Consider the following 14,758-nt stretch of genomic DNA (forward strand, 5'->3'; position numbering starts at 1 on the left):
TACTGGATATAAAACCAGTTGGCAATGCCGCGTTTTGTTTCCTAAATGTGATAAAATACTTTTTAATCAATAGTACACAGCTGATTCATAAGAGAGATAAATGCTTAATCTAAAAACATTGACCCCCGTATTCGCTGTTGTATTGCTGCTTGGCTTACTCTGGGTTGGGAAAGATTCATTACATAATTTTATTGAACATAACAATTTCAGCCATCCCGCCAAGCCAAACTTTGGTGCCTTCCTCAACATTGATGAAAAAAAGAAAGCCTTCTTTGACTATCTATACCCATTTGTTGAAGAAACTAATCAACAGATCTTAGAAGATCGTCAACAACTAAAAATCCTGAGTAAAGATCCCGCCAAGATCGATATCGATAACGACTTAATTACAACGCTTAGTCAGCAATATGATCTGCCATTACCCAAAAAAACAATTACTCAGCAATGGCTAACAGAATTATTAAAACGCGTTAATATTATACCTGCACAATTAGTCCTCGCGCAGGCGGCATTAGAATCATCATGGGGAACATCACGCTTTGCTGAAAAAGGAAATAGTTATTTTGGTGAATGGTGCTTTACCAAAGGGTGCGGTATTCCACCATTAGATGTTGATCTTGAGCATTATCATGAAGTGAAACGTTTTCCTTCTGTCCATGCTGCAGTAGAGTCTTATTTTAATAATATAAATACCAATGATGCTTATAGTGAACTGCGTAATATTCGTGCAAAACTGCAACATGATCATCAACCGATCACCGCACAAGCATTAGTTCATGGCTTACTCGAATATTCACAAATTGGGCATCAATACATCCAACGCTTATTAGACTTGATAAACTCAAATAAAGATCTTATTCCTACTACGCCTACTTCATAGATATAAAAAAGCTGATCGTTAATGATAATATTAACTGATCAGCTTCTATTTCATGTTATCAAATCACATTATGATTGCGCTTCAAACCATGCTTTTACCGCTTGATAATCACCACGAAAAACAATGCGGTCAGCTTTTTTACTCAGCTGATAGGTGTACATTGGATCGTAGTATTGTTCGAGTAGAGGCACCAGCCAACCATCATGTTCAGATACCGAACCGGTTGATTGCATCACGTTAATTGCATGCTTCTGCGCATCTAAAATTTCTTGATGACGCTCTAAACCTAAACGCTTACGGATATTAAACATACCTTTTTCAAGATATTCTGCAAACAAGATCCAGCCTTGCTCTTCGCCGTAATGGGTAACATAATCACGTTGCATGGTGATCACATAATCATCCAATAAACGACCTAAACGCACTTCTATTGGATCTTCAATAACAGCGATGGGTGCTTGTTTCATCGAAGCTTGAAGTGATAATGGCACCATCACGCAGCCAATACTTTTGCCTTCATCCTCATAGATAAAACGTTCAACACCACGTGCCTGTTTTTTCAACATTTGAACAGCTAAGTCATTTTCAAAGGCGATTTGAGTACGTTGTGGTGTCACAAATCGACCAAATGAAGAGCCACGGTGATGCGCGGCACCTTCAAGATCAATGCCGTTTGTAAGCTCATTGACCATAATGGTTTTGCCATTACCTGTATTACCCGCCACAATGGCTGTCGGCTTTTGTGCGATTTCTTCTATCGTATCAATTAAGAATCGACGAAGCGCTTTATAGCCACCTGTAATAAACGGGAAATCAATCCCCGCTTCTTTGAGCCATTGTTGGGTAATTTGAGAGCGTAAACCACCACGAAAACAGTATAAGTATCCCTGTGGGTTCGCTTCACAAAATGCTTTCCACTCGGCAACTCGCTGCGCTTTCACTTCACCATGAACTAATTCATGACCCAGTTTAATCGCTTCTTGTTGGCCTTTGTTCTTATAACATGTACCTACTGCTGCACGTTCATCATCCGTCATCAAAGGACGACTAACAGAAGTAGGAAATGCGCCTTGAGCGAACTCAACGGGCGCACGCATATCCATTAACGGTGTATCATTAATAAACAGACTGCGAAAATCTTCGCAATTGGGACGTTGCATTAGCAAACCTCGATTAAGGTATCGCCATCCATCGGCTCTAACTCACCAATCGCTTCCAGCAAAATGTCATATTTCTTCGCAATTTCAATTAGTTCAGCTTCACATTCAGGTGTTGCCGCTAATAATAAACCACCCGATGTTTGTGGATCGCACAATACCGCTTTTTGCTGCGCAGTCATCTCACCCAATTTACTACCGTAGCTCATGAAGTTACGCTCAGTACCGCCAGGCACACAACCCTGCTCAATGTACTCATACACGCCAGGTAACGTTGGTACTTTATCAAACCACAGTTTTGCTTTTAAGTTACTGCCTTCACAGATCTCAGTTAAGTGACCCATTAAGCCAAAACCAGTGACATCGGTGAGTGCTTTAACACCCGCAACATCAGCAAAATCTGCGCCCGGTTTATTTAATTTGCACATCCAATCGCGTGCCAATCCTTGGTGCTCATCAGCCAACTTAGATTTCTTTTCTGCTGTCGTTAATACACCGATACCGAGAGGCTTAGTGATATACAGCTTACAGCCTGCTTCTGCACTGTCATTACGCTTCACACGAGCAGTATCAACAATACCTGTAACAGCAAGACCAAAAATTGGCTCAGGAGCATCAATAGAGTGACCGCCCGCAAGTGAAATTCCCGCTTCGCGGCATACAGAGCGACCGCCTTCAATTACCTGTTGAGCAATTTCAGGGGCTAAAATGTTGACAGGCCAACCTAGAATAGCAATCGCCATAATAGGCTTACCGCCCATCGCATACACATCGCTGATCGCATTCGTTGCGGCAATACGACCGAAATCAAATGGGTCATCCACGATAGGCATGAAGAAGTCGGTAGTACTTATCACTGATGTGCCATTACCTAAGTCATAAACGGCAGCATCATCTTTACTTTCATTACCCACCAAAAGGTTAGGATCTGAGAATGGGGCTAACTGGGTGCGTAAAATGGTGTCGAGAACTTGGGGAGAAATTTTACAACCACATCCGGCACCGTGACTGTATTGGGTTAGGCGAACATTTTCCATGACACGCTCCAAAAAAGGGAAAGAGTCAGGGATTCTACTCCTGCCCCTAACACCTGTCATCTTTAGAGCGAATATCACGCTATTTTTCCATTGATATAAATCAAAAATAGCGTTAAAAATAATCAACCCGAGCTAAAAAAGGTGACACCTCTCACGGTATTGTTCACTGAATAGGTATCACCTCTTTAAAAAACAAGCCTGAAATGTTTAGTCGTTATAGGTATTCAACAAACTGAGTGAGATCGCGTTCATGCAATTTTGCTTCACGGCATCCTGCAGAGCCGAGATATAAAAAGCCAACAATCATATCTTCCCCACTTATACCTAATGCTTCACGTACAACAGGGTGATAGGCCCATGATCCCGTACGCCAAAACCCAGAAAAGCCTTGCGCGACAGCCGCCATTTGCATCGCTTGTACCGCACATCCGGCAGATAAATGTTGCTCAATCACCGGCACTTTATGATCTTCTGTGACTTTACTCACCACGGTGATCACCATCGGTGCACGAAATGGTGCTTTTGACGCTTTTTCAATCACAAATTCTTCAAGATCATCAGCTTTAGCCGCAGTAACTAAAATATCAGCAAGACGCTGTAACCCATCACCTTGAGAAACAATAAAACGCCATGGCATTAAACCACCATGATCAGGGGCACGTAGACCTGCACGAAAGATATTGTCTAATGCTTCGCCTTCTGGCGCTGGTGCCGACAACTTAGGAATTGAGCGGCGATTGAGTAATAGTGATAACGCGTCCATGGCAACCTCAAATGAAAATAGTTATTGTTTGAAATATACCATGTAGACCGTTTGAGATTAAGGATCTCATGAGCAAATTTAACGAGCGATTAAAGACAACTTGTTTACACACCAAAAAACAAAACAGAGATAAAAACCAATCAACAAAACAAAGGTAGCGCTAAACACCACAAAAACAACCAAAATACAGTGTTAGACACCAACCGTTCGAATTAATACAAACGATTGAACTGTGACGCAGATCTAGTTTAGCTTTTAATGCCAATCGGTTATTAAAAACTGGTTTATTTCATTATATTTTCACCAAAAAATAGTGACACATTCTATCTTTATTTATTTAACCTATTTATTACACCAGTAACATTCAAAATATAAAAACAATAACTATTAAGGCGTAATTATGATCATTGGTATCCCTAAAGAAATTAAAACCCACGAATATCGCGTAGGCATGATCCCTGCGTCAGTTAAAGAAGTTATCTCTCACGGTCATCGTGTTTTGGTCGAAACGAACGCAGGTACAGGTATTGGTTTTAGCGATCAGGACTACCGCGATGCTGGTGCACATATACTTGATACCGCAACCGATGTGTTTGCAGAAGCTGAAATGATTGTAAAAGTAAAAGAACCTCAAGCGATTGAGCGTGCCATGCTTCGTGAAGGTCAAATTCTATTTACTTACCTACACTTAGCCCCAGATCCAGAGCAAACACACGATTTAATAAATAGCAAAGCAGTTTGTATTGCTTACGAAACGGTGACAGATAAAAACGGTCGTCTTCCCCTACTCGCCCCCATGTCTGAAGTCGCAGGTCGCATGTCGATTCAAGCCGGTGCATTTGCACTCGAAAAATCACGCGGGGGAAGTGGCATGCTACTTGGCGGCGTGCCGGGAGTTGAGCCAGCAAAAGTAGTCATTATTGGCGGTGGTGTTGTAGGTGCAAATGCCGCTCAAATGGCATTAGGTATGCAAGCGGATGTTACCGTGATTGATCGTAATATTGATGTACTTCGCCAGCTTGATGCCCAATTTAACGGTAAACTCAAAACGGTTTACTCAACCAATGATTCAATTGAAAAGCACGTATTAGATGCTGATTTAGTGATTGGTGGTGTGTTAGTTGTCGGTGCTACAGCACCCAAACTGGTTACCGCTGAGATGATCAAGAAAATGAAGCCTGGCTCTGCGGTTGTGGATGTCGCCATCGACCAAGGCGGTTGTGTTGAAACCTCCCACGCAACGACCCACAGCGAGCCGACCTACATTGTTGATGACGTCGTACACTACTGTGTTGCCAATATGCCAGGAGCTGTGGCTCGTACCTCTGCCGTTGCCCTTAACAATGTGACACTGCCTTATATTGTGAGCCTTGCCAATAAAGGCTACAAAAAAGCACTTCAAGACGATAAACATCTATTAAATGGTCTAAACATTTACCGCGGGCAAATCACTTGTAAAAGTGTCGCAACATCACAGGATTTACTTTATGTTGATGCAGGCTCTGCTATTGCCTAAACCATAAAATAAAAACGCTCCCGTAGGCAATCTTCTCTCATTGCTGTAGCGGGAGTGTAGTTGTCATTACTGGCTGTTTTCTTGCTCTATTGATTTAACCATCAATACAGATAGCTTAGGCTATTCCTCCCGTTACCCCCTACCTCCACATTCCCTTTAAAAACAATCAATAACCATAAAATCAAAATCTTACGGTGACAATTTTTATTCAAAAACAGAGAAAATGAGACAGTTTAGATGACAGCGCAGTGTCTAAAAATATGGGAGATTTTGTCTAAATGGGGAAGAAAATTTGAGATGAAAAAATGAAAATATTCAACCCGCCCACATCCTAAAAAAGGATTAAATATAGAAAAAAACGTACCCCATACATTGATACGAATCAATACTAATAATGGTATTAATGCGCTACAATTCTCACAATTCTCACAATTCTCACAATTCTCATTAATCCTTATGAAAAAACGCATTATGGTTGACATGTCAGCCACCCTTATCCATCACGGACATATCCGCCTTTTAAAGCAAGCTAAAGAAATGGGTCATGTTGTTGTAGCGCTGACAACTGATGATGAAATTCAAACCAAAAAAGGGTATACCTCTGAGCTATCTTATGAAGAGCGAAAAGAAGTATTAGAAAGTATTCGTTATGTGGATGAAGTAGTGCCTTGTAATTGGCTTATCGATAATGATTTTCTAATTGAACACAATATTGATTTATTGGTTCATGGCTGTGATAACGTAAACCACATCCCTGAAGAAAAATTAGTGATATTCCCTCGTACTGAAGGTGTGAGTAGTTCTGAACTACGTGAGCGTGTTTTAGATTCATTAGTCTCAATGAATTTAAACGGTAAAAAAGGACCATCGGATAAGATCGCTCACATGTTGATCAATACCATCAAAAGCGAATTTAAGTTGGACTAAATGAAAAAAACATTACTTGCTTTATGTTGTGCGGTAGTGAGTTTTTCTGCACTGGCTAAAACTGAATTAACTGTTTATACCGCAATAGAAAATGATCGTCTTGCGGATTATAAAAACGCATTTGAAAAACAAAATCCTGATGTAGAAATTAATTGGGTGCGTGACTCTACCGGAGTGATCACGGCAAAACTTTTGGCTGAAAAAGAAGCACCAAAGGCTGATGTTGTCTTTGGCGTTGGTGCCAGCAGTCTACTTCTACTTGAAAAAGATAATTTATTAGCGCCTTACAAGCCGCAAGGCTACGATTTATTATCATCAAAAATGCGTGATAACAATAATCCACCACATTGGGTTGGTATGGATGCGTGGGCAACAGGTTTATGTATTAATAAATTTGTGATGAAAAAGCATAACTTACCATATCCTAAAACGTGGCAAGATTTAACTAATCCTATGTATAAAGGATTGATTGCAACAGCTAACCCAGCCTCTTCTGGTTCAGGTTTTATGAACCTTACTGCTTGGATCCAAATGTGGGGAGAAGAGAAGGCTTGGGCATATCAAGATGCATTAAATAAAAATATAAAAATGTACACCCATTCAGGAACAAAACCTTGCAGCATGGCAGCACAAGGTGAAGTCGCGATTGGTATTTCATCTTCTTCGTTTGCTCATAACTTGATTAAACGTCGTGCTCCTATTGAGGTTATCTTACCTGAAGGCGGTATTGGTTGGGAGATGGAAGCGGCAGCTATCGTTAAGGATACTCCTCATCTAAAAGCTGCAGAAAAACTTATGGATTGGGTAAGTTCTGATGATGTCGCTAAATTAGGTGTGAAGTTCTCAGGTATTACAGCTCGAGAATCATTCATGACCCCAGAAGGAAAAATCAGTTATCAAGCCATGATTAACAATGACCTATCTTGGGCGGCTAATAATCGTGCAACTTTAATTCAGCAATGGCGTGATAAGTACGAATTAAATTAATCACTACTCCATACTAAATATTTTGATTGTTTACTTTCTGAGAGAAATACGTGAGTTTTATATCTATTGATCACGTCATTAAAGATTATGAAGAGTACCGTGCATTGCATGGTATTTCTTTATCTATTGATCGTGGCGAATTTATTTGTTTTCTAGGCCCATCTGGCTGTGGTAAAACCACGCTATTAAATATTATTGCTGGCTTGCACTTTCCTGAACAGGGTAAGGTCATGTGTCTTGATGAAGACATAACTTATTTGACACCAGCAAAAAGAAAATTTGGCATTGTTTTTCAAAATTACGCGTTATTTCCCAATTTAACCGTAAGCGATAATATTACTTATGGTTTACGTGGCAAAGAATGGAATAAAGCAAAACGTAATGAGCGCGCCGATGAATTATTGAGCTTAATTGGTTTGCCGCATATTGCTCAGCGCTACCCTGTTGAGTTATCTGGAGGTCAACAACAACGCATAGCGCTTGCACGTGCTATTGCAAATAAACCTCGCTTATTGTTGCTTGATGAGCCTTTATCCGCTTTGGATGCAAAAGTTCGAGTCACGTTACGTAATGAGTTAAAAATATTACAACGCAGACTTGGAATTACGGTGGTTATGGTGACACATGACCAAGAAGAAGCTATGGCATTAGCAGATCGCATCGTAGTAATGAATGAAGGTCGTATTGAACAAACTGGTACACCTGAATCATTATATTTAGCACCTGAAAACCGTTTCGTTGGTGAATTTATCGGTAGTATGAATATGCTATCCATCCCGCAATGGGCACAAGGCAAAACGATAGGGGTGCGTTACGAACAAATTCAAGTTCGTTCAGCAACAGAGGGAAACTTACAACACCCACATACGTTAGTGGTTCGTGTTATGTCTTGGCATTTAATGGGGTCATTTTATCGCCTTGAGTTATTGATGAGTGATCAAAACACTCAATTATATGCCGATGTGCCTTATCAGTATTTTCAAGATAATCAGTTATCAGAACAGACACTTGTTGCTATTACCATTCCACCTGAATCCTGGTGTGTTTTATCATGAGTGTGACAACTTTATTTAAGAAAAAGCAGTCTCAACTCAGTGGATTATTATTGCTAGCGTTACCCTGTATATTTTTATGGGTAGGGGTTGGTGAGCCACTAAAACAATTATTAATCCGTAGTGTTAGTAATAATGATGGCCAATATATTGGCTTAAAAAACTTCATTGACTACTTTTCCAACTCAGGATTAGTGGATGCATTGCTGCATTCTGTGTTTGTTAGCCTTGTTGTTATGGTGGTTAGTGTCTGTATTGCATTTTTGGTTGCGTTTGGTTTAGTTCGTAGTCAATTATGGGGTAAACTTGCCTTACAAGCACTGATTCAAATTCCATTATTTGTTCCCTCTATCTTTCCATGTTTAGGTTTAATCTACTTATTAGGTGGGCAAGGCTTAATTTCACAATACTTAACCGACTTTGATTTATATGGTCCAACGGGGGTGATATTAGGTGGAATAATTTTTACCTTACCTCATGCAGTATTGTTATTGACTACCACATTACGCGGTATTGATTCACGTCTTTATCAAGCAGCGAGTAGTTTAGGCGCGAGTTCTTGGCGCCAATTTACTTCTATTACTTTAGCTAATAGTGCTTACGGTATTATCAGTGCTTGTTTTGTTGTCTTTACTCTAACGATGACAGATTTCGGTATTGCAAAAGTGTTAGCAGGACAATATTCCATGCTAGCAACTGAAATTTATAAACAAGTGATTGGACAACAAAACTTTTCAATGGGAGCAACAATTAGCCTTGTATTAATTGTACCTACTTGTATCGCTTTCTTTGTTGATGGATGGGCTCGTAAGAAGCAAGCGCGTTTAGCGAACAACCAAACCGTACAAGAAGCCACTCCTTCTATTGTACGAGATAGTATCTTAACGATTGTATGTTGGTTACCTTGTGCTGCTTTACTCGCAGTTATTGGTGTTGTCGTTTGGGGGTCATTAATTTCCTATTGGCCTTATGACTTTAGCTTTACATGGGCAAACTATGACTTTGACGCCTTTGGTTATGGCTGGCAACCTTATTGGAATTCACTGATATTAGCGGTAATGGTCGCTGTTTTTGGTGTCATCATTACGTTTTGTACTAGTTATGTTTCGCTACGAGCAACAGCACCTAAGTTTATTATCGGGCTGGTTCGTTTCTTTGCGTTATTACCCTTGAGTATCCCTGGTACGGTATTGGGTCTTGCTTATATTTTTGCATTTAACCGCCCTGATTCATGGCTTAATGCATGGCAAGGTACTTTTGCTATTTTAGCGTTTAACACCATAGTCCATTTATTTTCAGTATCGTTCTTAACCTTTAACAGTACTGTTGGTCGGCTAGAATCAAACTATGAGCACGTAGGGCGTTCACTTTCTGTTCCGCAATGGTTAACGTTTTTTAAAGTCATCGTCCCATTATCACAATTAACATTATTAGATATTTTCTTTTATCTGTTTGTTAATACGCTAACTACTGTGTCTGCAGTGGTGTTCCTTTATGGTTCTAATACGGTATTAGCATCTATCGTGATTTTAAATATGGATGATTCGGGTAACTTAGCCGCTGCATCTTCAATGGGTAGCTTATTATTGGTTACTGCTTTATTTGTTAAATCACTTCATCTTTTGGCTATCCGTCAGTGCCGTTAAACTGACATTTTTCAAATGAGTACACTATGTTAAGTTTGTTGTATGACATATTTATATCGCCATTAATTATGGGGATGAATTTTGTATTAGTGAATGCGTATTCCGTTCTGCATTCTTATGGTTTAGCTATTTTAGTATTAAGCCTTGTCGTTAATACTGTATTGTTACCGCTTTATCACATGGCTGATAAGTGGCAGCAAGAAGAGCGTGAAAAACAAAATAAAATGGCGGATAAGGTTGCTGAAATAAAGCAAGCCTTTCAAGGCCAAGAACGTTTTATGATGTTGAAAACATTGTATCGTCAAAACCATTATCATCCAATAATGGCTGTACGTAACAGTGTCGGCTTTTTAATTCAGGTGCCTTTTTTCTTTGCGGCTTACCAGTTGCTTAGCCACTTTCCTGCGTTAAATGGTCAATCTTTTGGTCCTTTTGCTAACTTAGGTTTACCTGATGGTTTATTAACGATTGGTGATTTGCATATTAACGTGATGCCGTTTGTGATGACAGGAATTAACCTGATATCAGCATTTGTATACTCCAAAGGGTTATCGTCTAAAGATAAAATACAGTTATATGTATTTGCGGGTATTTTCTTAGTTTTACTTTATACTTCTCCAGTTGGCTTAGTGCTTTACTGGACGTTGAATAATGTTTATTCCTTGGGTAAGAATTTAGTTTCTGCAAATGCGGATAACATTGAAAATTCAAAATTTGTTTCATTGCTTAAAGCCCCATTTACATTTGTTGGTAAAGCGTATGAAAACGTAGTGCCTAAAAAAATTCGTGATATAACGATTATTCCAGAGATTAAGTCATCTCTTATTTGTTTTAGCTCGCTTTATATCATTGTATTTTTAATTGCTGCTTATGTGCCAATTAATGTCTACTTATCAGATCCTGCCTTTTTCCATATTACCTTATCTGATGTGGTTAAATATGGTGTGAGAACTATTGTCGTTACACTTGCAGTTTTTGGTGTTATTTATTTATGCTTAAGTGAAAAATTAAAAGGTAAAGTAACTTTTATTATTACTTTTTTATCTTTAATTGCATTATTTAATGTATTAGTCCCATTACGTAATTATGGTGTTATAGATACCTATTTATTAACTAATGAACTTCAATTATATAAATATAAAACTTCACTTGCTATTGATTCTGCTATTTTTATATTACTTTATTTAGTCCTATTTATTTCAAAAATCCACGTAATAAAAATATCAAAATTAATTTTAATTATAATTATATCTATTACTTTAATTACAACATTTAATATATTTAAAAATAATAACGTAAAAGAAAAAATAACTATTGTAAATTCAAGTAACAACCTGCTACCTAATTACAATTACAACCTAAACTCTTATTCTAAAACAAATAAGAATATTGTTGTTATTATGTTAGACATGTTTACAGGAGATCATGTTTCACATATTTTTAAAAGTTATCCAAATCTTAAAGAGAATTTTACTGGTTTTACTTGGTATCCTGATACAATAACAAGTGGTCACTCAACGTTTATTAGTGAACCAAGTATTCATGGTGGACATTCATATACAACAGAAGCAATAAACAAAAGAAAAGAAAAAATAACTAGTCTTACTGATGAAATAGCAAAAGGATACAAAGTTTTCAACAATAACTTTGGTAGTCATGGCTTTGATATTTCACTTTATGGAACGCAATTTGCTAGTTGTGAAAATATTGAAAAACATGTAAATACAAAATATCTAAAAGTATGTAAGACACTGCAGGAGCAAAGTGATTATTTTGAATATTATTTAAAACAAAAAGATTTAAAAGAAAACTTCTCATCTGTTAATGACAATAAATTCCTTTTGGCATATGGAGTATTTTCTACATCCCCTTATTATGCAAGAAAAAATATATATGATACAGGTGAGTGGCTCGGAGTTGTAAAAAGCCAAAAAAATCAAAAGTATTCTTTTGATAAAAAATCATTTGGTAAGTTTGCATATTTAGATTTAATGAGTAATATTTCAAATACAAAATCAAAAAATCCAACATTTAAATACATTCAAACAGAAATAACACATTTACCATTTAAAATCAGTAAAGATCTAAAATTGACTAATAGTGATCCTTACCCAAATACAGAAGGTATGTTAACAAAAGTAGATGGTATCATTCCAGAGCATTTATATACAGAAGCTTTCTCATTAAAAGCTATCAGTAAATGGATAAAATGGCTAAAAGATAATAATATATATAACAATACAATGATTGTTCTTGTTTCTGATCATGGAGAGGGAGATAGCGTATCACTATCTAAAGCCTTTGGCATGAATGTTAGTGGTCATTATAAATACGGTGAAAATCAAGGTTATCCTGGTCGCTCGCATGGATTACTAATGATTAAAGACTTCAATAATAATAGTCCATTTAAAGTATCTGATTCTCATATGATTACTTCTGATGTTCCAAGTATTGTATGTGAAACAATAGGTGGATGCGACAATATAGAAAAGGACCCAAGACTTCATAATAATAAACGGCAACGTATTTTTTCTGAAGGCTCCTGGTCTCCAAAAAATCATAAAGTTAATGAATATATTATATACAGCCGATATATCATAGATGGCAGTATTTTCAATAAAAATAATTGGAAAAAAGTAAAATGAAAAAAATAATCTTATCTATTTTTATTGCGCTAACTTGCTTTCAAGCACCGGCTTTTGCCTATCTTGATCCTGGTACGGGCAGTATGTTGCTATCTGCACTGATTGGTATCGTAGCTACTGCATTCTTTATGCTGAAAACGCTATATTACAAACTGTCAGGTGGCTTTTTGTCATTATTTGGCGTCAAACTTGAGAAGAAAAAACATGGCATTGTTTTTTACTCTGAAGGTAAATCATATTGGCGTACTTTTAAGCCTGTATTAGAAGTATTGGATAAGAAGGGAATTCAAGCAACCTATTTAACGTCTTCTCAAGATGATGAGGGGCTTCAATTTCAATCAAACACCATTGATTGTAAATATATTGGCGAAGGTAATAAGGCATATACACAACTTAACATGTTAGAAGCTGATATATGTGTAATGACAACACCTGGTTTAGATGTATTACAAATTCAACGTTCTAAAGGTGTGAAACATTATTCTCATGTTGTTCACGCACCAACTGATGCTGGATTGTATAAGCTATATTCTTTCGATTATTACGACAGTGTACTTTGTAGCGGCCAGCACCAGGTTGATTCACTACGTTATTTAGAACAGTTACGTGGTACTGAACCTAAACTTTTAACTCATGCTGGTTGTCCTTATATGGACGTATTAGCAGAGCGCTTAGATAAAGAAAAGCCTGTTGTTCGTAATATTAAAGGTTTACCTCATGTGTTAATTGCACCAACGTGGGGTAATAACGGCTTGTTAAAACGTTTTGGTCTATCGTTATTGAAGCCGTTAGCAGAACAGGGTTATTCAATTACGATTCGTCCACACCCGCAAAGCTTTGTTGCAGAGCCTGAACTCATGGATGAATTACAATCAAAGTTAAGTGATTTTGCGAATGTTCAGTGGGATAGAAGTGCGGATAATTTTGATGTATTAGCGAATTCTGACATTATGATTTCTGATTTATCAGGTGTGATTTTTGATTACGCTTTTGTGTTTGAAAAGCCAGTTATCACTATGCAGTTTGAAGTTAACTTACTTGGTACAGAAGCAAATGATCTACCAAATAAAGTATGGGAACTTCAAGTGCTTGATAAAATAGGTAAACAAATATCAGTTGATGAACTTAATACTCTACCAGAATTAGTCCAATCATTAACAAATAATACAAATATTCATCGTGATATTATTACATTACGAGATGCTAGTTTATTTAATTATCGTCACTCAGGTGAAATTATTGCTCAGCAGTTAATTAATATTCAAGCTAACGTGAATGGAGCTCAATTGAATATTCAAAATATGCAAGAAGATCAAATGGAATCACAAAAACTAGCTAGCTAGGTTACATTTCATATGATGAAACCTCTACAGTGATTTGATCCTGTAGAGGTTTTTATTTCAGATATGCTAGAAGCCGTGTTGAGTGCCTGTTTTATAGCTATGGCGAAAAAATAGGCACTCATGCGTTCGTCCTGGAGAGTTAAGGTGATCAAAAAATGACATAGAAAGATAGCGGCTTAGGCTATTAAGCCCTAAAACATCCCTTACTATCAAGAAACACTGATGATTTTCAACCCTATCAAGACAAACAGTCAGTCTTTGAGCTCCGCCAATAATTCACTATCACTCTCGATATGATCTGGCGAAGCCTCACTTTCAATCACTGTTGCTCCTGCAAAGATATAACACACAGGTCGTCGTGATTATTGACGAAAATAAAAACAATAAAATCACCCAAAATAGTGCCATAACGATTCAACTTTACATCCAAGTAAACTTGAAAGTTCACCCATGCTTATTTAGTATATTTGTAAAATATATTTCTCGATTATTTACCAGCTAAAACACTTCTTCAACATACTGATATAATAATGGTAAATTATTGCAGCATCAACACCTGAATATATTGTCCGAATATCTCTATTTATATTTAATTATATTACTGTTCGTTATTTATAAATTAAATGTATTTAAAACGAATACTTATCAATAAATTTTTTGTATCGAGTAGGGTGAGGCGTTGCCGCCTCATCCCTCTCACAGACCCGTACGTACGGGTCTCGTATACGGCTCATGCACATTTCCATTCAATATATTCACTGAACACATACCCTGTTGCAACGTGCCCAAGATCAACTAAACCTTG

At 37.5% G+C, this 14,758-nt stretch carries 11 protein-coding genes; 8 read left to right on the forward strand and 3 right to left on the reverse strand.

Annotated elements, in window-relative coordinates:
• Positions 1 to 100: 100 nt before the first annotated feature.
• The gene (locus tag I3259_RS14530; RefSeq protein ID WP_238030271.1) at positions 101 to 880 is read left to right on the forward strand and encodes a glucosaminidase domain-containing protein; all 780 of its coding nucleotides are present in this window, start codon (positions 101 to 103) and stop codon (positions 878 to 880) included.
• 68 nt (positions 881 to 948) lie between these two features.
• On the opposite strand, the gene mnmH is transcribed toward I3259_RS14530, so the two are convergent.
• The 3 genes from mnmH to I3259_RS14545 all read right to left on the reverse strand — a co-directional run bounded on the left by mnmH (position 949) and on the right by I3259_RS14545 (position 3,837).
• Positions 949 to 2,040 carry a tRNA 2-selenouridine(34) synthase MnmH gene (gene mnmH / locus I3259_RS14535; RefSeq protein WP_238030272.1) on the reverse strand — a complete coding sequence of 364 codons (1,092 nt, stop codon included), beginning with the start codon at positions 2,038 to 2,040 and terminating at the stop codon, positions 949 to 951.
• Positions 2,040 to 3,074, reverse strand: a complete 1,035-nt coding sequence (gene selD / locus I3259_RS14540; RefSeq protein WP_238030273.1) for a selenide, water dikinase SelD — start codon at positions 3,072 to 3,074, stop codon at positions 2,040 to 2,042. The genes mnmH and selD overlap by 1 nt, the downstream gene beginning before the upstream one ends.
• A gap of 214 nt (positions 3,075 to 3,288) precedes the next feature.
• The gene (locus I3259_RS14545; RefSeq protein ID WP_238030274.1) at positions 3,289 to 3,837 is read right to left on the reverse strand and encodes an NAD(P)H nitroreductase; all 549 of its coding nucleotides are present in this window, start codon (positions 3,835 to 3,837) and stop codon (positions 3,289 to 3,291) included.
• A 400-nt stretch (positions 3,838 to 4,237) separates the two neighbouring features.
• Here I3259_RS14545 and ald point away from each other — a divergent pair, with 400 nt between their 5' ends.
• The 7 genes from ald to I3259_RS14580 all read left to right on the forward strand — a co-directional run bounded on the left by ald (position 4,238) and on the right by I3259_RS14580 (position 13,953).
• The gene (gene ald, locus I3259_RS14550; protein ID WP_238030275.1) at positions 4,238 to 5,353 is read left to right on the forward strand and encodes an alanine dehydrogenase; all 1,116 of its coding nucleotides are present in this window, start codon (positions 4,238 to 4,240) and stop codon (positions 5,351 to 5,353) included.
• 471 nt (positions 5,354 to 5,824) lie between these two features.
• Positions 5,825 to 6,280, forward strand: a complete 456-nt coding sequence (locus tag I3259_RS14555) for an adenylyltransferase/cytidyltransferase family protein (protein WP_269130364.1) — start codon at positions 5,825 to 5,827, stop codon at positions 6,278 to 6,280.
• Complete coding sequence (locus I3259_RS14560; protein ID WP_238030277.1) at positions 6,281 to 7,267, forward strand: putative 2-aminoethylphosphonate ABC transporter substrate-binding protein; 987 nt, start codon at positions 6,281 to 6,283, stop codon at positions 7,265 to 7,267.
• 50 nt (positions 7,268 to 7,317) lie between these two features.
• On the forward strand, positions 7,318 to 8,322 hold the full coding sequence (locus I3259_RS14565; protein WP_238030278.1) for an ATP-binding cassette domain-containing protein: 1,005 nt from the start codon (positions 7,318 to 7,320) through the stop codon (positions 8,320 to 8,322).
• Complete coding sequence (locus I3259_RS14570) at positions 8,319 to 9,965, forward strand: ABC transporter permease subunit (protein ID WP_238030279.1); 1,647 nt, start codon at positions 8,319 to 8,321, stop codon at positions 9,963 to 9,965. Before I3259_RS14565 ends, I3259_RS14570 begins: the two co-directional genes overlap by 4 nt.
• Before the next feature lie 26 nt (positions 9,966 to 9,991).
• A complete protein-coding gene (locus I3259_RS14575; RefSeq protein ID WP_238030280.1) occupies positions 9,992 to 12,610 on the forward strand; it encodes a YidC/Oxa1 family membrane protein insertase in 2,619 nt (872 codons plus the stop codon).
• Entirely contained in the window at positions 12,607 to 13,953 is a 1,347-nt protein-coding gene (locus I3259_RS14580) for a CDP-glycerol glycerophosphotransferase family protein (RefSeq protein ID WP_238030281.1), read from the forward strand. Before I3259_RS14575 ends, I3259_RS14580 begins: the two co-directional genes overlap by 4 nt.
• Positions 13,954 to 14,758 lie beyond the last annotated feature (805 nt).

It is taken from the genome of Photobacterium sp. Ph5 (assembly GCF_022129445.1).
Classification (GTDB): Bacteria; Pseudomonadota; Gammaproteobacteria; order Enterobacterales; family Vibrionaceae; genus Photobacterium.

Coding starts and splice junctions, on each gene's coding strand:
- I3259_RS14530 (WP_238030271.1), top strand. CDS start 101: ATGCTTAATCTAAAAACATTGACCCCCGTATTCGCTGTTGTATTGCTG.
- mnmH (WP_238030272.1), bottom strand. CDS start 2,040: ATGCAACGTCCCAATTGCGAAGATTTTCGCAGTCTGTTTATTAATGAT.
- selD (WP_238030273.1), bottom strand. CDS start 3,074: ATGGAAAATGTTCGCCTAACCCAATACAGTCACGGTGCCGGATGTGGT.
- I3259_RS14545 (WP_238030274.1), bottom strand. CDS start 3,837: ATGGACGCGTTATCACTATTACTCAATCGCCGCTCAATTCCTAAGTTG.
- ald (WP_238030275.1), top strand. CDS start 4,238: ATGATCATTGGTATCCCTAAAGAAATTAAAACCCACGAATATCGCGTA.
- I3259_RS14555 (WP_269130364.1), top strand. CDS start 5,825: ATGGTTGACATGTCAGCCACCCTTATCCATCACGGACATATCCGCCTT.
- I3259_RS14560 (WP_238030277.1), top strand. CDS start 6,281: ATGAAAAAAACATTACTTGCTTTATGTTGTGCGGTAGTGAGTTTTTCT.
- I3259_RS14570 (WP_238030279.1), top strand. CDS start 8,319: ATGAGTGTGACAACTTTATTTAAGAAAAAGCAGTCTCAACTCAGTGGA.
- I3259_RS14575 (WP_238030280.1), top strand. CDS start 9,992: ATGTTAAGTTTGTTGTATGACATATTTATATCGCCATTAATTATGGGG.
- I3259_RS14580 (WP_238030281.1), top strand. CDS start 12,607: ATGAAAAAAATAATCTTATCTATTTTTATTGCGCTAACTTGCTTTCAA.